This is a genomic window from Pediococcus ethanolidurans (assembly GCF_964062635.1).
Lineage (GTDB): Bacteria > Bacillota > Bacilli > Lactobacillales > Lactobacillaceae > Pediococcus > Pediococcus ethanolidurans.
This window is the reverse complement of record NZ_OZ061250.1, coordinates 67,078-88,870: the sequence shown is the minus strand read 5'-3', so window position 1 is coordinate 88,870 and position 21,793 is coordinate 67,078. Positions and strand designations below refer to the sequence as shown.

At 37.0% G+C, this 21,793-nt stretch carries 16 protein-coding genes; 13 read left to right on the top strand and 3 right to left on the bottom strand.

The genetic code is table 11. From position 1 onward, the window contains the following. Positions 1–170 precede the first annotated feature (170 nt). The 5 genes from AB3219_RS00420 (at position 171) to AB3219_RS00400 (ending at position 5,860) form a co-directional block, all read left to right on the top strand. The gene (locus AB3219_RS00420; RefSeq protein WP_216753654.1) at positions 171–1,169 is read left to right on the top strand and encodes an ABC transporter ATP-binding protein; all 999 of its coding nucleotides are present in this window, start codon (positions 171–173) and stop codon (positions 1,167–1,169) included. Beyond that, complete coding sequence (locus tag AB3219_RS00415; protein WP_057805143.1) at positions 1,169–2,116, top strand: ATP-binding cassette domain-containing protein; 948 nt, start codon at positions 1,169–1,171, stop codon at positions 2,114–2,116. Before AB3219_RS00420 ends, AB3219_RS00415 begins: the two co-directional genes overlap by 1 nt. 4 nt (positions 2,117–2,120) lie before the next feature. Next, a complete protein-coding gene (opp4B, locus tag AB3219_RS00410) occupies positions 2,121–3,080 on the top strand; it encodes an oligopeptide ABC transporter permease (protein ID WP_216753652.1) in 960 nt (319 codons plus the stop codon). Between the two features lie 12 nt (positions 3,081–3,092). After that, entirely contained in the window at positions 3,093–3,986 is an 894-nt protein-coding gene (locus AB3219_RS00405) for an ABC transporter permease (RefSeq protein WP_263773365.1), read from the top strand. 107 nt (positions 3,987–4,093) lie between these two features. Then, positions 4,094–5,860 carry an oligopeptide ABC transporter substrate-binding protein gene (locus tag AB3219_RS00400; RefSeq protein WP_263773366.1) on the top strand — a complete coding sequence of 589 codons (1,767 nt, stop codon included), beginning with the start codon at positions 4,094–4,096 and terminating at the stop codon, positions 5,858–5,860. A gap of 139 nt (positions 5,861–5,999) precedes the next feature. Here AB3219_RS00400 and AB3219_RS00395 read toward each other — a convergent pair whose 3' ends face one another. Further along, on the bottom strand, positions 6,000–6,902 hold the full coding sequence (locus AB3219_RS00395; RefSeq protein ID WP_263773367.1) for a magnesium transporter CorA family protein: 903 nt from the start codon (positions 6,900–6,902) through the stop codon (positions 6,000–6,002). Between the two features lie 17 nt (positions 6,903–6,919). Next, a complete protein-coding gene (locus AB3219_RS00390; protein WP_216754705.1) occupies positions 6,920–8,254 on the bottom strand; it encodes an APC family permease in 1,335 nt (444 codons plus the stop codon). Between the two features lie 441 nt (positions 8,255–8,695). Between AB3219_RS00390 and AB3219_RS00385 the strand changes: the two genes are divergently transcribed. Continuing rightward, the gene (locus tag AB3219_RS00385; protein WP_263773368.1) at positions 8,696–10,321 is read left to right on the top strand and encodes a peptide ABC transporter substrate-binding protein; all 1,626 of its coding nucleotides are present in this window, start codon (positions 8,696–8,698) and stop codon (positions 10,319–10,321) included. Between the two features lie 119 nt (positions 10,322–10,440). Here AB3219_RS00385 and hflX read toward each other — a convergent pair whose 3' ends face one another. After that, the gene (hflX, locus tag AB3219_RS00380) at positions 10,441–11,718 is read right to left on the bottom strand and encodes a GTPase HflX (RefSeq protein WP_216762592.1); all 1,278 of its coding nucleotides are present in this window, start codon (positions 11,716–11,718) and stop codon (positions 10,441–10,443) included. Positions 11,719–12,043: 325 nt separating this feature from the next. Here hflX and AB3219_RS00375 point away from each other — a divergent pair, with 325 nt between their 5' ends. The 7 genes from AB3219_RS00375 (at position 12,044) to AB3219_RS00345 (ending at position 21,770) form a co-directional block, all read left to right on the top strand. Then, on the top strand, positions 12,044–13,672 hold the full coding sequence (locus AB3219_RS00375) for a peptide ABC transporter substrate-binding protein (protein ID WP_260365159.1): 1,629 nt from the start codon (positions 12,044–12,046) through the stop codon (positions 13,670–13,672). Positions 13,673–13,944: 272 nt separating this feature from the next. Next, positions 13,945–15,582: a peptide ABC transporter substrate-binding protein gene (locus AB3219_RS00370; protein WP_216762591.1), complete on the top strand. Its 1,638-nt coding sequence runs from the start codon at positions 13,945–13,947 to the stop codon at positions 15,580–15,582. Positions 15,583–15,950: 368 nt separating this feature from the next. Continuing rightward, positions 15,951–17,579 carry a peptide ABC transporter substrate-binding protein gene (locus AB3219_RS00365; RefSeq protein WP_260290021.1) on the top strand — a complete coding sequence of 543 codons (1,629 nt, stop codon included), beginning with the start codon at positions 15,951–15,953 and terminating at the stop codon, positions 17,577–17,579. 125 nt (positions 17,580–17,704) lie between these two features. Then, positions 17,705–18,634, top strand: a complete 930-nt coding sequence (opp3b, locus tag AB3219_RS00360) for an oligopeptide ABC transporter permease (protein ID WP_216762589.1) — start codon at positions 17,705–17,707, stop codon at positions 18,632–18,634. Between the two features lie 4 nt (positions 18,635–18,638). Next, positions 18,639–19,661 carry an ABC transporter permease gene (locus AB3219_RS00355; protein ID WP_260290020.1) on the top strand — a complete coding sequence of 341 codons (1,023 nt, stop codon included), beginning with the start codon at positions 18,639–18,641 and terminating at the stop codon, positions 19,659–19,661. A gap of 12 nt (positions 19,662–19,673) precedes the next feature. Further along, positions 19,674–20,801: an ABC transporter ATP-binding protein gene (locus AB3219_RS00350; protein WP_216754375.1), complete on the top strand. Its 1,128-nt coding sequence runs from the start codon at positions 19,674–19,676 to the stop codon at positions 20,799–20,801. A gap of 9 nt (positions 20,802–20,810) precedes the next feature. Beyond that, positions 20,811–21,770, top strand: a complete 960-nt coding sequence (locus tag AB3219_RS00345) for an ABC transporter ATP-binding protein (protein WP_216754380.1) — start codon at positions 20,811–20,813, stop codon at positions 21,768–21,770. The last annotated feature ends 23 nt before the right edge of the window (positions 21,771–21,793 follow it).

Here is a 21,793-nt window from a genome sequence, read left to right as displayed (position 1 = left end):
CTTTTAAAACGTTGAATGCAATGCATAGAAAACGCTTACCACGATTTTAAAAATGCAATTGTTATCTAAATTAATCCTTGCATTTTAATGTAGCAGCACTATAATATTATCAAGTCTTAATTTTCTTAATCAATTTTTAATTTGTTGCTAGAACGGGGGAAGTGTTCAATATGGGAGAAGAACTTTTAACGATTGATCATCTACATACGTCATTTAAACGAGGTACTAAATATTATGACGCTGTGGATGATGTTTCTTTAAAAATACATAAAGATGAAATTCTGGCAATTGTCGGTGAATCTGGTTGTGGAAAGACAACTTTGGCGAAAAGTATTATTGGCTTACATGATTTAAAACGAACAAAAATCAGTGGTCATATTGGATTTGAGAATCAGGAATTAGTAGGAGCGTCACCTGAAAAGTTTGATAAGTTACGCGGTAGTGAAATGGGGATGATTTTTCAGGATCCATTAGCGGCTTTAAATCCACTAATGAGAATTGAAGATCAAATTCAAGAAGTTTTGGATTACCACACAGATTATTCCAAGAGTAAGAAACACAAAATTGTTTTGGAACTTTTAGATCAGGTTGGTTTGGAAAATCCTGAACGAGTCGCACGTCAATTTCCACATGAATTATCTGGTGGTATGCGACAACGAATTATTATTGCAATCGCGATTGCATGTAAACCAGAATTAATTATTGCTGATGAACCTACCACTGCTTTGGATGTAACCATTCAGGCACAAATCCTAGATTTGTTAAGAAGTATTCAAGCACAAAATCATGCCGGAATTATTTTAATTACCCATGATCTTGGGGTAGTTGCAGATACAGCAGATGAAGTTGTGGTAATGTACGCTGGACAGGTTGTTGAACGTGGAAGTGTATCTCAAATTTTTAATCATCCATTGCATCCGTATACCCGTTCATTATTGAAATCAATTCCACAAGCTGATCGTGCAGGTGATCGTTTATATGCGATCGAAGGTTCAGTACCGCCATTAACGAAAATGCCACATGATGGCTGCCGTTTTGCGCCCCGAATTCCATGGGTACCAGAGAGTGCTCATGAAAAAAAGCCGACCATGCATGAACCAGAAAAAGGACATTTCGTATTGTGCACCTGTTATCAAACGTTTGAATTTGAAAATGGGGAGGCTGTTTAATGAGTTTAGTTGAAGTTAAAGACTTAAAGGTACACTACCCAATCCGGTCTGGATTTTTTAATCGCATTCACGATTATGTCTACGCAGTGGATGGTGTGAATTTTGAAATTGAACCTGGTCAAACATATGGTTTGATTGGTGAAACTGGATCGGGAAAAACAACGATTGGCCGATCGATCATTGGACTGGAAAAAATCACTTCCGGTAAAATTTTGTTTGATGGCCATGATGTTTCTACTAAAAAAGAACGTAATGCACTACATTACAATCGAGATGTTCAAATGATTTTTCAGGATTCCTTATCTAGTTTAAATCCTAAAAAAAGAATTTACGATATCATTGCAGAGCCATTAAGAAATTTTGAAAAGTTGAGTGATACCGAAGAAAAACATCGTGTACGTGAATTATTAGACACTGTTGGTTTAGGTGACGATGATCTGTTTAAATATCCATTTGAATTTTCAGGTGGTCAACGGCAACGAATTGGAGTTGCACGAGCAATTAGTACCAATCCTAAATTAGTGATTGCTGATGAACCGGTTTCTGCGTTGGATCTTTCCGTACAAGCCCAAGTTTTGAATTATATGCAAGAAATTCAAAAACAATTTAACATTAGTTATCTTTTTATCTCACACGATTTAGGAGTGGTTCGTCATATGTGTGACAGCATGGCGATTATGCATCGAGGACGTTTTGTTGAATTAGGAACGCGGGATGATATTTATAACCATCCGCAACATATTTATACGAAACGTTTGTTAGCAGCGATTCCAGATGTGAACGTTGATGAACGGGATGCTCATCGTAAGCATCGAAAAGAAGTTGAAAAGGTATTTGATACAGAACAAAGTCGTTATTACGACAAGAACGGACGAGTTTTACCACTACAGAAAGTTTCTGAAACACATTCGGTAGCTCTGCCAGAAGATCAAGTGAAGGGGGAGTGAGCTTATGTGGAAAACGATTTTACGACGGATTATTATTATGATTCCGCAGATTATCATTTTGAGTTTATTAGTTTTTATCTTAGCAAAGTTCATGCCTGGTGATCCCTTTACAGGGTCGATTACACCACAAACTGATGCGTCACAATTACACGCATTAAAGGTTCAAGCAGGACTGTATGATCCTTGGTATACACAGTATGTTCATTGGGTTGTCAATATGTTCCATGGTAACTTCGGAACAAGTTATCAGTTTAAGGAATCGGTTATGACAGTTATCGGTGGTAGAGCGATTAATACTTTATGGCTATCACTGTTTACGGTTATTTTAACTTACTTAATTGCTATTCCCTTAGGCTTACTTGCCGGACGTTATGAAGACACAAATTTAGATCGTGGAATTATGTTTTTTAACTATGTTACCTATGCGATTCCACTATTTGTTTTCTTAGTTTTAGGACTCTGGTTGTTTGGATATGTATTAGGTTGGTTTCCAAGTGGCGGTTCTGTTTCACTTAGTGCAAGTGGGGCTTTTGGAAATATATTGAGTAGGCTTTACCATATGATTTTACCCGGAGTTTTAACAGCGCTGTTATCCACCACAAGCACTGTTCAATATTTGAGAAGTGAAATTGTTGATCAAAAACATCAAGATATGGTTGCAACTGCACGTGCCAAAGGTGTTCCAGAACGTAAAGTGTTTTCACGTCATATTTTGCGAAATTCACTTTTACCAATTGCGGCATTTATGGGATACTCGATCACTGGCTTATTAGGAGGATCAGTCTTTGTTGAACAAATCTTTACTTATCCTGGGATGGGACAATTGTTTCTGAATTCCATTAGTAATCGTGATTTTTCAGTGATTACTGCATTAGTTATGATTTATGGTATTTTAGCGTTATTTGGAACTTTGTTATCAGATATTATTATGAGTATTGTTGATCCACGAATTCGGATAAAATAGGAGGGAGTAAAAATGACAAATTCAAAGGAAACAACAGCCGTTAAAACTCCCTCAAATTTGAAGGTGATTTGGCAAGAGTTTAGACATGATCGTTTAGCAATGTTTTCGTTAATTTTTACAATTGTATTAATTTTAGTAATTTTTACTTATGCAGCTAGTTTAAATCTTGAAAAAGTTACAAATGTTAATATCTTTGCTCAATATGATAAGCCAGGACAAGATGGTTTTATTCTTGGGGCAGATGAAGGCGGTCGTGATGGTTTAAAAATGCTAGTTATTGGTGCTCGAAATTCAATTATGATTGGTTTTGCAGTAACGGTAATTTCTTCGCTTTTTGGAATCATATATGGAATGATCTCAGGATTTTACGGTGGATGGTTGGATAACGGTATGATGAGAATTTATGATTTTATTAATATTTTACCGGAAATTATGATTATCATCGTTTTAGTTACAATTATTCCTAAATATAATGCTTGGAACTTTATTGTTATTATGTCGTGCTTTATGTGGTTAAGCACGGCTCGCTTAATTCGAAGTAAAGCTTTGGCAGAGTCAAAACGAGATTATGTTTCTGCATCACGAACTTCGGGTACAAACGATTTTATGATTCTATTTCGCGAAGTCTTACCTAATTTAAGTTCGATCATTATTGTAGATACTACTCTAAGTTTTGCCGGTAATATAGGTATTGAAACAGGGTTAAGTTTCTTGGGATTTGGGCTACCTGATAGCACTCCTAGCTTAGGAACATTGATTAGTTATGCGCAGGATCCAGACGTCATTGGAAGCAAGCCATGGGTTTGGTTGCCGGCTGCAATAGTTATTTTAGTTTTAACTTTAAGTATTAGTTATATTGGTCAAGCGTTACGTAGAGCAGGAGATGCTCAACAAAGACGGGGTTAGAAAATATAAAAGCAGCGAGAGAAGGGATGCTTAAATTAGAGACAATTGAATGATACTGACACCAAAGAATGATGTATTTAAATTATTACATAAAAGGGGAGATACGTATGAGTAAAAAATGGAGCGTTGGAGCAGTGGCTGTTTTAGCAGCATTAACACTAGCAGCTTGTGGAAATAGTAAATCAGCATCAAGTACTAGTTCAAACAAACCCACATTACCGCTTACCTATTCATCAAAAAAATCGGCAATTAAAGGTGGTACTTTAAAAGTTGCTGAAGTTAATACGGCCGCATTTAAAGGAATCTGGGATAATGCTTTAACAACTAATGCTGAAGACGCTGATATGATGCAGTTTGGTAACGAAGGACTATTTGCAACAGACAAGAATTTTAAGATTGTTAAGGGTGGTGCAGCTAACTTAACACTTAACCAGAAGTCTAAGACGGCAACTATTAAAATTAATCCAAAAGTTAAGTGGTCTGATGGAAAACCTCTAGTTGCTCAAGATGTTGCTTATGCTTATAAAGTTCTGGCAAATAAAGGTACTGCTTCACAGTACTATACTGGTAGTATTGCAAATATCAAAGGTATTGCTGCTTATCATGCGGGCAAGGCAAAAGATATTTCTGGAGTTCAAATTAAAAATAAACGTACAGTTGTTATTCACTTCAAAGTAATGAAACCTGGAATGAAAACTTCTGGAAATGGTTACTTCTGGGAGAATGCTGAACCTTATCACTACATCAAAAATGTGTCATTCAAGAAACTTGCAAGTTCTGATCAAATTCGTAAACATCCCCTATTTTATGGACCATATAAGCTTTCCAAGGAAGTTTCTGGAGAGTCGGTAAAATGGGTACCTAATACCTATTATTACAAGGGAACTCCTAAGCTGAAAGAGATTGACGTTCAAGTAGTTTCACCTGATTCAATTGCTGCAGCACTAAAAGCACATAAGTACGATGTCACTTATGGTCTTGGTTCATCTACCTATGCCAAAGTTAAAAATGTTTCCGGTTATACTATGACTGGTAAAAAGCCATTGGCGTATGATTATCTTGGCTTTAATCTAGGTAAATATGACGCTAAAACTGGAAAAAATGTTATGAACAAAAATGCTAAGATGGCGGATCCAAGTCTCCGTAAAGCAATTGCCTACGCCATGAATATTGATGCCGTCGAAAAGAAATTTAGTTATGGTTTAGGTAGTCGAATGACAACTCTCATCCCATCTGCTTTCTCTAAGTATCAAGACAAGAGTGCTAAAGGATTTCCTCTAAATCTTAAGAAGGCTAATGCACTTTTGAATAAAGCTGGATACAAAAAAGGAAAAGATGGATATCGTACTGATCCAAACGGTAAAAAGTTAACAATTCATCTTGCTGAAATGCAAGTAAATTCTAATACCCAAGCTATTGTTAAGAACTATATTCAACAATGGAAGAAGATTGGCCTTCGTGTGACATTAACTAATGGTCGTCTTTTAGATATGAATAATTTCTATGAAAAGGTTCAGGCTAATTCAAGTGATGTTGATATGTTTGAAGCAGCTTGGTCACTTTCAAGTGAACCTTCACCAATGGATTTGTATAGTGAAAATGCACCGTTTAACATGGGACGTTTTGTTTCAAAAGAAAATACAAAACTATTGAATGATATTGATTCACAAAAAGCTTTCAATACAAGTTACCGTGTTAATGCATTTAAAAAATGGCAAGCTTATATGAATAAGGAAGCCGCTTACGTTCCTGAAATTGAAACTGTTCAATCATATGCGGTCAATAACCGTGTAAAGAATTGGAGCTTAAGTAATGCTTCTAAAGACTTTAACTGGGCTAAGGTTCAGGTTACATCTAACAGTTTATCGAAGTAAGTTTAGCCAACCCCTGAACCACACAAATGTTAGATGAAAAATAAATAACCCATCAAAGATTAACTTGATCTTTGATGGGTTATTTTATATGCAAAAAATAAAAAACATCACATTAAAATGGATGTTTTGAAAGCTTGATTTATATTGAATGATGATTATGCAAATAAATAATTAAAACTAGCATCAAGACACCTGTGAGAACAAGTGAAGCTAACCATGCTAACGATCCTTCAACTAATGGTAAGTGCATATTCATACCGTAAAATCCACTGACAATCGGTGGAACAGCCAATAAGAGTGACCAAATTGTGAGAAAACGCATAATTTCGTTCAAGTTATTATTAATCAACCGATCAAAGGTATTACTTAGTTGTTCCACACTTTCAGAGATTAAACCGATCATGCGATCAGACTGATTAGTTTCCAATTGAACGTTGTGCAGTTTTCGATAACATTTTTTATCAAATGAAATGTCAGTATCTTGTGAGATAGATTTGATCTCCTCAAAACAACTTGAGTTTTCTTGGATTGCTGATCGTAAATAAATGGTATCTTGATTAATTAGAGTTAAATCATCAAGATGTTTGGCCCGACTACGGACGCTCAGGTTTCCTTGAATTTGGTCGGATTGATACTCTAGTCTGGAAACTCGACCAATGTACTTACGAACAATTGGTAAAATGAGATCTAGAAGAAAAGCCATCCGTTTTTCATAGGTGTTTTGCCAAAGATCTTGAATAGTTTCATTGATAACTTCCATTGTAGAACTTGTAAAAATAAAGAGTTTTTCGTCGTAGAAAATTACAGATACTGGTTCGGAGTGGGATGTTCCTTTAACTGGTGCCCAGAATACTAAGAGGACATACTTCCCGTCCACGCCAATTTCAATTCGTGCTGGTTCGTCTTTATCGTCTACATATTCAAGTAAAGCAGCAGGGATACCAAACTTTGCAACTAGTTGCTGTTTTTCAGAGTTGCTACAGTCTTTGACATGGGTTAAATCGAATTTATGTTTTTGATCTGCCAAGTAGCTATTGATCAAAATGAGAACCTCCAGTATTAGATCTGATTTCGATAATGATGTTTACAATAATAATATACTGGAAATCCAACTAAAACAAATACAAAGGAAAACAAAACACCCACGAGGTCAGATTGGATTTCACTGACGATCACGAATAAAGAACCTAAGATAGCTACAATCGGCGTAAAGGGAAACAGTGGTGTGCTAAATGGACGTTTTAAATCTGGATTTCGTTTGCGTAATAGAAAAGCACCTACAAAGGTCATAACATAAAAACAGTAAACTGTAAAAATACACAATTCAGATAATCGATCGGCATTAAAAAAAAGAATCATAATAGCAGAAATCGAAACGGTTGTTAAAACAGAAATAATGGGTGTCTGAGTGTTGCGATTTAAGTAGGAAAGTTGTTTGGCAAACGGTAATTCATGATCGCGTGCCATTGCATACATGATTCGGGGAAACGTCATGATTTTTCCATTCATGCAGCCAACGATGGAAATGATGATGCCGATGCTTAAAACTTTTCCACCAATTGCGCCGAAGTCCTTTTCGGCCATATAAGGAATGGCGCCAATACCGAGTTTGTGAATCAAGGTAGCCGGCATACTGCGAAAGACGCCAAAGCTTACCAACATATAAATGGCAAGAACTAAAACGATTCCTAAAGTAATTGCTTGGGGTAGACGTTTTTCTGGATTTTTAATTTCGTCGCCTAAATTAGCTACCAAAATCCAGCCGTCAAACGCAAAAAGGGTGGCAAGAATGGCAACACCAAAATTACCTGCTGATTGATTAGCTGTGGAAAAAGTTTGAGCAAATGCATTTTCTTTACCATAGAATAAACCGAACCAGATAAGTGCGATTACGGGAACTAACTTACAGATTGTGGTGATAATTGCAAAAGTTGCGCCATAGCGATTGGATAGTAGGTTGAGTCCAGCGACAAGAACGACGGCAATAAGTGCAATGGGCACGGTCCAACTTTGAGGCATGTCGAAAAAATCGACTAAAAGGATGCCAAGGTAGGCTGCTAATGAAGCGATCATTGCGGGGCCATAGATGATGATTTGCATCCAACCGGAAAGAAAGCCCCAAACTTTACCATAAATCTTTTCCATGTAGTAGTAGAGACCACCGGTTTTGGGCATTTGGGAGGCAATCTCAGCGATGGTTAATCCGGCGGTCAAGGTGATGATACCACCTGCAAGCCAAGCTAACATGGCGTTGGTGGTGGAACCAGCATCGTCTAAGACGGCTGCTTGACGAACGAAGACGCCGGAGCCAATGATGGTTCCGATGACGAGTGCGAGTGCGGACCAAAGACCAAGTGAGCGATTGAGGGTCACTTGGTCGGTTTCATTGTTCATAAGAATACCTCCCTAAAATTGTTAAGTAGTATTGTAACGTAAAAAAGTGGGTGAGGCAAACCGGTAGAGCCATTGGGCTAAGTGCGCTGTATGCGAGATGCAGTCTCGCAGTAAGCGTGCTTAGGTCGATGACTCTGGTTTGCCGAACCGTCCTAAAAAAGTGAACGGAGCAAATCGGGTAGTCCTTCAAATGTAAGGTAGGTGTAGGCGGGATCGCAATCCTGCAGGAACCTGGCTTAGATTTGGGGGACTGATTTGGGTAGTTGTCCTAAAAAAGTGAACGGAGCAAACCGAACCTACCGAATCGTTTAAAAACAGCATTTATTGATATTTTATAACCTATTTCTAAATTAATATGAATAAATATTCACAAAACTATTGATATATTCACGGTGCGTGTATATAATAAATCTTGTTAATTTAAAAAGAGGAGCGGAAACTATGAAAAAACAAGAAAAATTAAAGGTGTCAGGAGTTGCGGTCCTGATTGCTTTAACTTTAGCAGGATGCGGTCAGACAAAGGCAGCCAGTAAGAAGACGATTAGTATGCCAACTGGTACAGAAATTACCACATTAGATTCTTCTAAGGCCATTGACGATACCAGTTTGACACAGATTTCAAACTTTAATGAGGGGCTTTATCGAATTGGCAATAATAGCAAAATCCTACCAGGAATTGCGACGCATGTAACTGAAGCAAAAAATGGTAAAAAATACGTATTTACACTCAGAAAGAATGCTAAGTGGAGTAATGGTGATGCTGTAGTTGCACAGGATTTTGTGTATGCTTGGCAACGAACAGTTAGTCCTAAGACAGCTTCTGAGTTTGCCTATTTATATTCGGGTATTCATAACGCTGATAAGATTTCCGCTGGAAAGGCACCAGTAAAGACGCTTGGAATCAAAGCAACTGGCAAGTATAAACTAACTGTTACACTTGATACACCAATTCCATATTTCAAATTGCTAATGGGTTTTCCTAGTTTCTTTCCACAGAATAAAAAGACGGTTGAGAAGTATGGAAGTAAGTACGGCTCTACTTCTAAAGACATGGTTTATGATGGTCCCTTTGTTCAGAAGGGATGGACTGGTAGTAATTTAAGTTGGAAACTAGTTAAGAATTCAAATTATTGGGATAAATCTAACGTTAAACTTGATCAAATGAATTTTCAGGTTATCAAAGATACAACCACTGGTTTGAATTTATATAATAGTAAAAAACTAGATACCGTGACACTTTCTGGAAGTCAGGTAGCGCAATATCAATCAAATAAAAACTTTGTAAGTCGTAAATTAGCACAATCTTCTTACATAGAATTTAACCAGTCTAAGAACAAGGTTTTGCAGAATAAGAAAATCCGTCAGGCACTTTCATTAGCGGTTGATCGAGAACAGCTTACTAAAAAAGTTCTTGCAGATGGATCAGAACCACTAAAAGGGTATGTTTCAAGTGGCTTAGCAAAGGATCCAACTAACGGGAAAGACTTTGCCACAGAAGCCTCAGTTCCTTCTGCTGTATCTTATAATCTAAAACAGGCTAAAAAACTCTTGGCTGAAGGCTTGAAAGAAGAACATAAAACATCTCTAAATTTGAATTTACTAAATAATGATAGTGACATTGGTAAAAAGACTTCAGAATTTTTACAAACAGAATGGCAGAAATTGCACGGCGTTAAGATTTCATTAACTAATATTCCCTACAAATCATTTTTAACCGACGAATCAAATAAGAAATTTGATTTAGCCTTATCCGGTTGGGCAGCCGATTTCTCTGATCCAATTTCATTTTTACAGATTTTAACATCGAACAATGCACAAAATAATGGTGGTTGGAAAAATAGTCAGTTTGATGCCGCAATTAAAAAGGCCGACACCGCTGATGCAACAAATCCTGAAAAACGATTTGCAGATATGGTTCAAGCTGAGAAAATCTTAATGAAGGATCAAGGTGTAGCACCAATTTATCAAAGCACACAGGCTCAACTTTGGAAATCAAATATCAAAGGACTTGTGTATAATTCGGCGGGGATTTATTACGATTACAAAAATCTTAATGTGACAAAATAAGTGACAAACTAAAAATTGTTAATTAGTTAAGTTGGTTTTTACCAATTTGATAGTTAACAATTTTTTTGCAAAAAAAACAACTATCACGAAAATTCGTAGTAGTTGTCTGTAAATGTTTGTTAATTTTCAACCTCAGCCACCAAGTAATCATGGAAACGTTGATAATCTTCACTGCTAAGTTCAGCAGTAATCTCGGTACCTTCAGCTTTGTAATCAGTTTTTAAGACATTTGTGTGTTGATTTAAATAATCAACAATTTGACCCTTATCAAATGGTATGAGGAAAGTAGCTTCGCGATAACCAGTAAATACCTTTTGTTTGATCATATTGGTTAACAGAACGAGTGATCGCTTATCCTTAGCGGAATAAGTAATTTCTTCATTGCCTTCCAGAGTTGGAAATTCAACACCTGCAATGTCAGCCTTGTTAAATGCGACAATCATAGGGACCTTAGTCACACCGATTTCTTGCAAGGTCTCGTTTGTGGTTTGAATCATTTCACGAAAATGTGGATCGGAGACGTCTACCACTTGAACTAATAAATCAGCTTGTGCAGCTTCTGCTAATGTGGAACGAAACGCCTTAATTAGCTGATGGGGAAGGTGACTTACGAAGCCAACAGTATCACTAAGCAATAATTGCTTTTGATCAGGAAATGTTAGTTGGCGAACACTTGTATCTAATGTGGCAAAGAGCATGTTTTTTTCAAATACTTGTTTGTCATCATTTTTGCCATACATGCGAACCAAACCATTCATAGTGGTAGATTTACCAGCATTAGTGTAACCAACCAATGCAACACTAGGAATACCAGTCTGATCACGTTTTTGTCGTTGAACGGCAGTTGACGTGGTCATTTCTTTCAACTCATGATTTAAATTGTTGATCCGTTGTTGAATTGTGCGTCGGTTCATTTCCAGTTTAGTTTCACCGGCACCACGGTTTGTATAACCACCGCCAGCATCACCAGCAGATTGCTGATCAAGTCGTTGCGATGAACTAGTTCGTAATCTTGGCATTTGGTAATTTAATTTGGCGATTTCTACTTGTAGTTTTGCTTCTCGTGATTGGGCACGATTGGCAAAAATCTCTAAAATTAAACCCGTTCGATCAATTACTGAAAGTTTTGATTCCTGCTCTAAGTTTCTAATTTGGCTGGGAGAAAGCTCAGCGTTAACGATTAAGGTATGCACATCAATGCTGGTACCTAACTCATGTAACTCAGTAACTTTACCACTACCAAAGTAAGTTGCAGGATTTGGACGATCTAATTTTTGAATAACCTTTTCGGTTGCTTCCATGTTATTTGCTTCAACTAAAGCCGCTAGTTCTTGCATAGAATAATCAATGTTTTGATTAGGCAACTCAAGACCAGCAATAATAACTTTTTCGGTCATAATAAACACCTCGAATTCTTTAATGCCTCCAGTATAGCATAGGTGTACGGTTTCATAGATTAATCAGCATTGTTAGTAATGAAATAACAAACAACTTATATTGTCATTAATGAGATTATCATTAAAAATATTATTTTTGTAACATCATGAAACTAAACGCTAGTATTAAACTAATGTAAGGGATTTTTAGTTCGAAATTATTTGCCAACATTAAAAATAAATTAGTATTTAATGCTATATTTCATTTTTCTTTAACCTATAATGAAGTCGCTTTTAAAAAAGTGCACTAAAAACAGCATAAATGCTAGAAAGAAAGATGAATTTTATGAAAGTAAAATCAGTCGTAAAATTGAGCGCAGTTGCGTTAGCTTCCACATTTGTCTTGGCTGCATGTGGGGCTAAGAGTAGTTCAGTAAAAAAGCAATCAGTTAATTTTATGGAATCAGCTGAAATTTCCACTATGGATACCTCTAAGGCGGATGATGTGGTCAGCATGACTCAATTATCAAACACCGAGGAAGGTTTGTATAGATTAGGTAAGAACAGTTCAGTACATAATGCTTTAGCTACTAGCACCAAAGAGTCAAAAGATGGTAAAACATGGACCTTTACCATTCGTAAAGGCGCAAAATGGAGTAACGGTGATAAAGTAACCGCCAAAGACTTTGTTTATTCTTGGCAACGGACTGTTAATCCAAAAACAGCTTCTGAATATGCATATCTATTTTCAGGGGTCAAAAACGCGGATCAAATTATGGCAGGCAAAGTTAAATATAAGAAACTTGGAATTAAGGCCGATGGCAATTATAAGTTGACAGTGACACTTGATCGTCCAATTCCATACTTCAAGTTGTTAATGGGCTTCTCAGTATTCTTCCCACAAGATCAAAAAGCAGTTGAAAAGTACGGATCTAAATATGGAACAGCTTCAAACAAACTGGTTTATAACGGTCCTTACAAGCAGGTTGGATGGAAAGGAACTAACTTAAGCTGGAAGTTAGTTAAGAACCCTGAGTATTGGAATAAGAAGAACGTTAAGATGGATACGATTAAGTATCAGGTTGTAAAGGATTCATCAACAGCTTTAAACTTATACAATAGTAAGAAACTCGATGTAACAACTATTAGCGGTACACAGGTTGCGCAATACAAGAACAACAAAGCTTATGTATTACGTAAAGAAGCTTCAACCTTCTATCTACAATTAAATGAGAAGAGAAAGATCTTCAAGAATAAGAAGATTCGTCAAGCAATTTCAATGTCAATTGATCGTAGTCAGTTGACTGGAAAAGTCTTGGCCGATGGTTCACAAAATGTGAGTGGACTCGTTTCAAACGGTTTAGCTAAAAATCCTTCTACCGGTGAAGATTTTGCTAAAGAATCAGCAGTAAAATCTGCTTCAACTCAAAACTTAACTGAAGCTAAAAAGCTTTTGAAAGAAGGATTGAAAGAAGAAGGATTGACCAGTTTGAAGTTCACCTTGATGGCTGATGATACAACTGCGGGAAAAGCCACAAATGAATTCTTACAGTCACAAATTGAAAAATTAGGCAGTAACGTTAAGGTTACCGTTCAAAACATTCCATTTAAGACACGTTTAACAGATTCAAGTAATGGTAAGTTTGATGCTGTTGTTTCTGGCTGGGGTGCTGACTTCTCAGATCCAATTTCATTCTTACAACTCTTTGTCACAGGTGATGCACAGAATAATGGGGGTTACAGTAGTAAAGAATATGATGCTTTGATCAAGAAGTCTAATACTACTGATGCTACTCATCCACAAAAGCGTTGGAATGACATGGTTAAGGCAGAAAAGATTCTTATGAATGATCAAGGAATTGTACCTCTTTATCAACAAGCAACTTCACAACTTTGGAATACAAAACTAAAGGGTGTGGTTTATAACACTGCTGGTAATGAGTACGATTATTCAAAACTCAACCTTACAAAATAATTGAATCATTATTTTCACACAAAAGATATCGAATATAAAGCTCGATATCTTTTTTTATGTGAATTAAATTAAAATAAATTAGAACTTATTAATTACTTATTTTTATATTAAACGCAGGTACACACGACTTTTTAGATATTTTTTTAAAAAAGCAAAAGAAATATTAAAATAAAATAAGTTTTTCTATTGTATTTAATCTTAATTTAATGTAAGATGATATCAGCTTTTAAAAAGAGTAAAAACAGGACAAAAAGGAAATGGAGTTGTAAGCTATGAAAGTCAAATCAGCAGTTAAGCTTGGCGCTGTCGCGTTAGCTTCAACATTAGTACTAGCTGCGTGTGGTTCAAGCAATAGCAGTAGTAGCTCGAAGAAACAATCTGTTAATTTTATGGTGGCTTCTGAAATTCCTACTATGGATACCTCAAAGGTAACAGACACAATTGGTTTAACTCAGTTAGCTAATACTGAGGAAGGTCTTTATCGCTTAGGTAAAAACAGTTCAGTGCATAATGCTTTGGCAACCAAGACTGTTGTTTCAAAGGATAAGAAAACTTATACATTTACCTTACGTAAGAATGCTAAATGGAGTAACGGCGACAAAGTAACCGCTAAAGATTTTGTTTATTCTTGGCAACGTACTGTAAATCCTAAGACAGCTTCTGAATATGCATACTTGTTCTCAGGAATTAAGAATGCTGACAAGATCTCGGCTGGAAAAGTTAACTATAAGCAATTGGGAGTTAAGGCCGAAGGTAATTACAAGTTAGTCGTTACTTTGGATCGTCCAGTTCCATACTTTAAGTTGTTAATGGGATTTGCACTCTTCTTCCCACAAAACCAAAAAGCGGTTGAAAAGTATGGTTCTAAGTACGGAACGGCTTCTAACAAGTTGGTTTATAACGGACCATACAAGTCAGTTGGTTGGACTGGAACTAACTTGAAGTGGAAGTTAGTTAAGAACGAAGATTACTGGAATAAGAAGAACATCAAGATGGATACAATTAACTATCAAGTAGTTAAGGACTCATCTACTGCATTAAACCTATATAATAGTAAGAAACTTGATGTCACAACTATTACTGGTAGCCAAGTTGCTCAGTATAAGAACAACAAAGCATACAAGCTACGTAAAGAAGCTTCTACATTCTACCTGCAGTTGAATGAAAAGAAAGACAAGTATTTCCAAAACAAGAAGATTCGTCAAGCAATTTCAATGTCAATCGATCGTAATCAGTTGACTGGTAAAGTTCTTGCAGATGGTTCTCAGAATCCACTTGGTTATGTCTCTGCTGGATTAGCAGAAAATCCTAAGACTGGTAAAGACTTTGCCAAAGAAGCAGAAGTTAAATCAGCAGTTACCCAAAACTTGACTCAAGCTAAGAAGTTATTAAAAGAAGGCTTGAAAGAAGAGGGTATGACAAGCCTTAAATTTACTTTGATGGCTGATGATACACCAGCTGGTAAGTCAACAAACGAATTCTTACAATCACAAATCGAAAAATTGGGTAGCAACGTCAAGGTTACTGTTCAAAATATTCCATTTAAGACTCGTTTGACTAACTCAACTAATGGTAAGTTTGATGCCGTTGTTACTGGTTGGGGTGCTGATTTCGCTGATCCAATTTCCTTCTTACAACTCTTCGTTACTGGTAACTCAAACAATAACGGAAGTTGGAGTAACAAGGAATACGACAAGTTAATCAAGGCTTCGAACACAACCGATGCTAACAACACACAAAAACGCTGGAATGACTTGGTTAAGGCTGAAAAGATCTTAATGCAAGAACAAGGTATCGTACCACTTTATCAACAAGCTGCTTCACAATTGTGGAACACTAAGTTGAAGGGTGAAGTTTACAATACTTCGGGTGTTAACTTTGATTACTCTGGTCTTTATTTAGAAAAATAGACTGAAGTGAAAACTTAATTGAAATCTTAGAGAGAAGAGCATTTATGTTGTTGCTCATCTCTCTATTTTTTCAAATGTGATCTCTCTAAGAATTAGATGATTATAATCGTCGAAAATTAAGTTTATGCGGTCAATTACATGAGCTAAAAATGAGCAATTTTAAAAATGTAATAAAAAACGCATACATTCAATAACGACGGTGCCTCGTAAAGTGTGAGTATTAACAAAGTAGTGCTAAAATCTTGATATAATTAGAACAAGCGATTGAATTTAATCTTCTTCTAATATATAATAAGAACAACTTTTGTTAAGAAAGTACATAATGATGAAATCAGTTAAGATTTCACAAAGGGGTTGGAAAAATAATTATGAATGTCAGATCAGCAGTGAAGGTTGGAGCGGTCGCGCTAGCTTCAACATTTGTTTTGGCTGCATGTGGGTCCAAGAATAGTAGTTCGTCAAAAGAATCAGTTAACTTTGAAGAAAGTGCTGAGATTGCTACGATGGATCAGTCGAAGGTTACCGATGTTGTTGGTTTTACCCAATTAGGTAACACGCAAGAAGGACTTTATCGTTTAGGTGCTAAGAGTAAAGTCAAGAATGCCCTTGCTACAAGTACAAAGGAATCCAAAGATGGTAAAACTTGGACCTTTACACTTCGTAAAAATGCTAAATGGAGTAATGGTGATGCTGTTACGGCCAAAGATTTCGTTTATGCATGGCAACGTACTGTGAATCCAAAGACAGCTTCTGAATATGCTTACTTATTCTCAGGTATTAAGAATGCTGACAAGATTGCTGCTGGGAAAGCTAATTATAAGACGTTAGGAATTAAGGCCGATGGTAACTACAAACTAGTTGTTACGCTTGATCGACCGATTGCTTACTTCAAGTTATTAATGGGCTTCCCAACATTCTTCCCACAAGATCAAAAAGTTGTTGAAAAATATGGTTCTAAGTACGGAACCGCATCTGATAAGCTTGTTTATAATGGACCATACAAGCAAACTGGTTGGACAGGTACTAACTTAAGTTGGAAACTTGTTAAGAATAACAATTACTGGGATAAAAAGAACGTCAAGATGGATACCATTAAGTATCAGGTTGTTAAAGATGCAAGTACAGGCTTGAATCTTTACAATAGTAAAAAACTTGATGTAGCTAATATTACTGGTAACCAAGTTGCACAATACAAGAACAACAAGGATTACGTTTTACGGAAAAAATCTTCTATGTTCTATCTTCAGTATAATATGAAGAAACAAAAAGTTTTCCGTAATGCTAAAATTCGTAAAGCTATTTCATTAGCAATTAACCGTAAACAATTAACTGGTAAAGTTTTAGCTGATGGATCTGGTAATCCTAAGGGGCTTGTTTCAAATGGTTTAGCAAGCAATCCTAAGACTGGTGAAGATTTTGCTTCCGAAGCAGAAGTTAAATCAGCAGTTACTCAAAACTTAACCGAAGCCAAGAAGTTAATGGCTGAAGGACTTAAAGAAGAGGGTAAATCAAGCCTATCATTTACACTTCTTGGTGATGATACAGCTTCAACAAAGCAAATCACAGAGTTCTTACAGTCACAAATCGAAAAGATTCCAAATGTTAAAGTTAGTCTTCAAAACGTACCATTTAAGACACGTTTGACTAACTCATCAAATGGTAAGTTCGATGTTGTTCTTTCTGCTTGGGGTGCCGATTTCTCTGATCCAATTTCCTTCCTACAATTATTTGTTACAGGAAATGCACAGAATAACGGTGGATTTAGCAACAAACAGTATGACAAGTTGATTAAAGCTTCTAATACAACGGATGCCACAAATCCTCAAAAACGTTGGGATGACATGGTTCAAGCTGAAAAGATTTTGATGAACGAACAGGGAGTTGCACCAGTCTTCCAGCAAGCTCAATCACAACTTTGGAGTTCTAAGTTAAAGGGTGTTGTTTATAACACTGCTGGCGTTAACTTTGACTACAAGGGCTTGTATCTGACAAAATAATGTTCCATTAATTAAGCGTTAATTTTTTGGACAGAAGGGTAAGGGTTCGCGTAACTGCTGGCTCTTACCCCTTTGTTATAAAGGCAATGTTGGCTTGAGGTAAAGAAAGATAGGGAGGAATATAAATGGCAAGATATTTAGTAAGACGAATCTTTTATCTGGCATTAACGCTATTCTTGATTGCAAGTATCACCTTCTTCTTAATGAAGTTGATGCCCGGAACACCGTTGAATAACCAGGCAAAACTAACACCACAGCAAATCAAAGTAATCTATGAGCATTATGGTTTGAATAAACCAGTTTGGCAGCAATATTTAAGTTATATTGTGGATGCAGCACACGGTAATTTTGGACTTTCATTCCAATTTAGTGATCAACCTGTATCTTATTTAATCTCAAGTCGAATTGGACCATCATTACAATTAGGTGGTCAAGCTATGATTGTCGGCGTTGTTGTTGGAATTATTGTTGGCTCTTTAAGTGCTATTCGTAAAAACACTTGGGTTGATGGAACTTCAACATTTATTTCAATTTTAGGAATTTCTATTCCCAGTTTCGTCCTTGCTATTTTACTTCAGTATTATTTGGGACTTAAATTACAATTATTCCCAATTGCTGATTGGGGCGGCTTTTCATACACAGTGTTACCAACACTTGCGTTAGCTGCTTCACCATTTGCGGAAACATCTCGATTTGTTCGAACAGAAATGGTCGATGTTTTGGGGAGCGACTATATCGAACTTGCTCGGGCAAAGGGATTGAGCAGAATCGGAATCGTCTGGCACCATGCGCTACGTAATAGTTTAATTCCGTTGGTAACAGTTATTGGACCTTTAACGGCGGCTATTATGACTGGTTCCATGGTTGTTGAAAATATCTTCTCAGTACCAGGAATTGGTGAACAATTTGTTAAGTCAATCTTGGTAAACGATTATCCAACTATCATGGGTGTCACTATGTTGTACTCTGCTTTACTATGTGCAATGTTATTGTTAACCGATTTAGTTTACGGAATTATTGATCCACGTATCCGAATTGCTGGGAAAGAGGGGTAAATAAATGGAAGAAAAAATGAAGTTAGCACCGGACGCTTTTGAGCCGGTTTCTAAAAAAGATGAATTAGACGATGAAAAAATCGTTGCGCCTTCCCGGACATTTATCCAGGATGCTTGGCGACGGTTACGTCAAAACAAGGCTTCTTATGTTTGTTTATGGATCTTGGTTGTCATTGGTTTGATTGCTTTTACATCACCCATAACAGCTTCACATCCAAATACTTCGCATCCAAATTATGCTAATTTACCACCAAAAATTCCTGGTGTGAATATCAATGGGTTTAATGGTACCTCTGTAGTTGCTGGAAAACGAGTTGATGCATATAAACAAAACAATGTGCCAAGTAAGGTGCATTATACTTTGGGAACTGACTATTTGGGTCGTTCACTTGCTCAACGTATTTTACGAGGAACTTTGGTTTCCTTATTAATTGGTTTATTTGCCACCTTGATTGATTTAATCGTAGGTGTCGGGTACGGGGTTATTTCGGCTTGGAAAGGTGGTATAACGGATATTATACTTCAACGGATTATTGAAGTTATTTCATCTGTTCCAAATATCGTTATCATGGTCTTGTTAATGCTGATCTTAAAAGGTGGTATGTTACCAATTATCTTGGCAATCGCCTTTAACGGCTGGACTACTATGGCGCGACTAACGCGTGCTCAAACACTACAATTGAAATCACAGGAGTATGTTTTAGCAGCTAGAACGTTGGGTGAATCAACGTTTAAGATTGCTGTTAAACATTTACTGCCTAACCTTTCAAGTGTCATTATTATTCAAACGATGTTCACTATTCCATCAGCAATTTTCTTCGAAGCATTCCTGAGTTATATCGGAATTGGTATTCAAGCACCAACAGCTTCACTAGGAACATTGATTAGTGATGGACAGAGGAACTTCCAATTCTTACCATATCAAATGTGGTATCCCGCAATTATGCTTTCAATTATCATGATTGCGTTCAATATTCTCGCCGATGGTTTGCGTGATGCGTTTGACCCTCGGACAGCTCGTAGATAGGAGGAAGATACAATGGAAAATGCAGAAGAAAACATTCTGGAAGTAAAAGACTTAACCATTGACTTCCACACCTATGCAGGTACGGTTAAGGCGATTCGTGACGTTTCTTTCCATTTGAAAAAGGGAGAAACATTAGCAATTGTTGGCGAGTCTGGTTCTGGTAAAACTGTGACAACCAAAACAGTTATGGGATTGTTAGCAAACAATGCTGAAGTTGTTGAAGGAACAGTTAAGTTTCGTGGCAAAGATATTTTAAAAATGACTCAAAAACAGTTGGAAGATATTCGTGGTAAAGATATTGCGGAAATTTTCCAGGACCCCATGACTTCTTTGGATCCAACGATGCGGATTGGTAAGCAAATTGCTGAACCTTTGCGTATTCATAAGGGTTACAGTCGTGAAAAGGCTAATAAGCAGGCTCTTGAAATGCTTAAATTAGTCGGTATCACAAATGCTGAAGAACGAATTAATGATTATCCGCATCAATTTTCAGGTGGTATGCGTCAACGAATCGTAATTGCGATTGCGTTGGTATGTTACCCAGAAATTTTGATTGCTGATGAACCAACAACTGCTTTGGATGTGACAATACAGGCTCAAATTTTGGATTTGATGAAAGAATTACAGGAAAAAATCTCAACTTCAATCATCTTTATTACTCATGATTTGGGTGTTGTTGCGGGAATGGCTGATCGGGTGGCTGTTATGTATGCTGGAAAAATTGTGGAATATGGAACGGTTGATGAAATCTTTTATAATCCACAACATCCTTACACATGGGGACTGTTGAATTCAATGCCTACGTTGGATACAGCTAAAGGTAAACTGGAATCTATTCCAGGGACACCGCCAGATTTGTTGGACCCACCAGCTGGAGATCCATTTGCTGCTCGTAATCCATATGCAATGAAAATTGATGAACAAAAAGAGCCACCATTTTTCAAGGTTTCGGATACACACTATGCTGCAACTTGGCTTTTACATCCAGATGCACCACATGTTGAGCCTCCAGTAGAAATTAAACGTCGTCAAGAAGTTTACAAGAAGCGTTTACAGGAAGGTACGATCAATCAAGGTCATATTCATTCCACAGGTAATACAACTTTTGGAACTGACGATGATGACGCAATTGGTGAGTAAAGGAGGCTAATCATGGATACACGAGAAAAAATTCTAGAAGTAAAACATTTAAAGCAATACTTTAATGTTGGAAAAAAAGATGAAGTACGTGCCGTTGATGATGTTTCCTTTGATATTTATAAGGGTGAAACTTTCGGTTTAGTTGGTGAATCTGGTTCAGGAAAGACTACAACCGGACGTGCAATTATTCGGTTGCTTGACCCAACTGACGGTCAGGTGTTGTTTAACGGACGTGATGTTGCTTCATTGAAGAGTAAAACTGACATGATGGCCTTCCGTCGTGAAATGCAGATGATTTTCCAGGATCCATATGCTTCCTTAAATCCCCGTATGAAGGTTAAGGATATTGTGGCTGAAGGAATTGATATTCATCGCTTAGCTAAGAATGATCAAGATCGGACTAATCAAGTTGAAGATTTGCTTGAAACGGTTGGTTTGAACCGAGATCACTCAAGTCGTTATCCAAATGAGTTCTCAGGTGGACAGCGTCAACGTATCGGAATTGCGCGTGTGTTGGCTGTTCAACCAGATTTCATTATTGCTGACGAACCAATTTCAGCTTTGGATGTTTCCATTCAGGCCCAGGTTGTTAACCTAATGAAGGAACTCCAAGTTCAAAAAGGGTTGACCTATCTGTTTATTGCGCATGATTTATCCATGGTGAAGTACATCAGTGACCGAATTGGTGTCATGCATTATGGTAAATTGCTTGAGATCGGACCGGCGGAAGAGGTTTATAACCATCCGTTACATCTCTACACGGAGAGCTTGGTTTCTGCTGTACCACAGCCAGATCCTGAGTTTGAACGTAATCGTCGTCAAGTCGTTTACGATGCTTCGCCTGAGTTCGATGACAAAAAACGAAAAATGGTTGAAATCACCCCGCAACATTTCGTGAGTGCTAGTGAAGATGAGTTAGAAACTTATCGTAAACGTGCGATTGAAAATGGGTTAAAACCACTTAATTAATTAAAAAGCGTACTATCGTTAAC

Bases quoted from the DNA above. Each gene is read 5' to 3' on its own strand.
- AB3219_RS00420 (WP_216753654.1), top strand. From the start codon at position 171: ATGGGAGAAGAACTTTTAACGATTGATCATCTACATACGTCATTTAAA.
- AB3219_RS00415 (WP_057805143.1), top strand. From the start codon at position 1,169: ATGAGTTTAGTTGAAGTTAAAGACTTAAAGGTACACTACCCAATCCGG.
- opp4B (WP_216753652.1), top strand. From the start codon at position 2,121: ATGTGGAAAACGATTTTACGACGGATTATTATTATGATTCCGCAGATT.
- AB3219_RS00405 (WP_263773365.1), top strand. From the start codon at position 3,093: ATGACAAATTCAAAGGAAACAACAGCCGTTAAAACTCCCTCAAATTTG.
- AB3219_RS00400 (WP_263773366.1), top strand. From the start codon at position 4,094: ATGAGTAAAAAATGGAGCGTTGGAGCAGTGGCTGTTTTAGCAGCATTA.
- AB3219_RS00390 (WP_216754705.1), bottom strand. From the start codon at position 8,254: ATGAACAATGAAACCGACCAAGTGACCCTCAATCGCTCACTTGGTCTT.
- AB3219_RS00385 (WP_263773368.1), top strand. From the start codon at position 8,696: ATGAAAAAACAAGAAAAATTAAAGGTGTCAGGAGTTGCGGTCCTGATT.
- hflX (WP_216762592.1), bottom strand. From the start codon at position 11,718: ATGACCGAAAAAGTTATTATTGCTGGTCTTGAGTTGCCTAATCAAAAC.
- AB3219_RS00375 (WP_260365159.1), top strand. From the start codon at position 12,044: ATGAAAGTAAAATCAGTCGTAAAATTGAGCGCAGTTGCGTTAGCTTCC.
- AB3219_RS00370 (WP_216762591.1), top strand. From the start codon at position 13,945: ATGAAAGTCAAATCAGCAGTTAAGCTTGGCGCTGTCGCGTTAGCTTCA.
- AB3219_RS00365 (WP_260290021.1), top strand. From the start codon at position 15,951: ATGAATGTCAGATCAGCAGTGAAGGTTGGAGCGGTCGCGCTAGCTTCA.
- opp3b (WP_216762589.1), top strand. From the start codon at position 17,705: ATGGCAAGATATTTAGTAAGACGAATCTTTTATCTGGCATTAACGCTA.
- AB3219_RS00355 (WP_260290020.1), top strand. From the start codon at position 18,639: ATGGAAGAAAAAATGAAGTTAGCACCGGACGCTTTTGAGCCGGTTTCT.
- AB3219_RS00350 (WP_216754375.1), top strand. From the start codon at position 19,674: ATGGAAAATGCAGAAGAAAACATTCTGGAAGTAAAAGACTTAACCATT.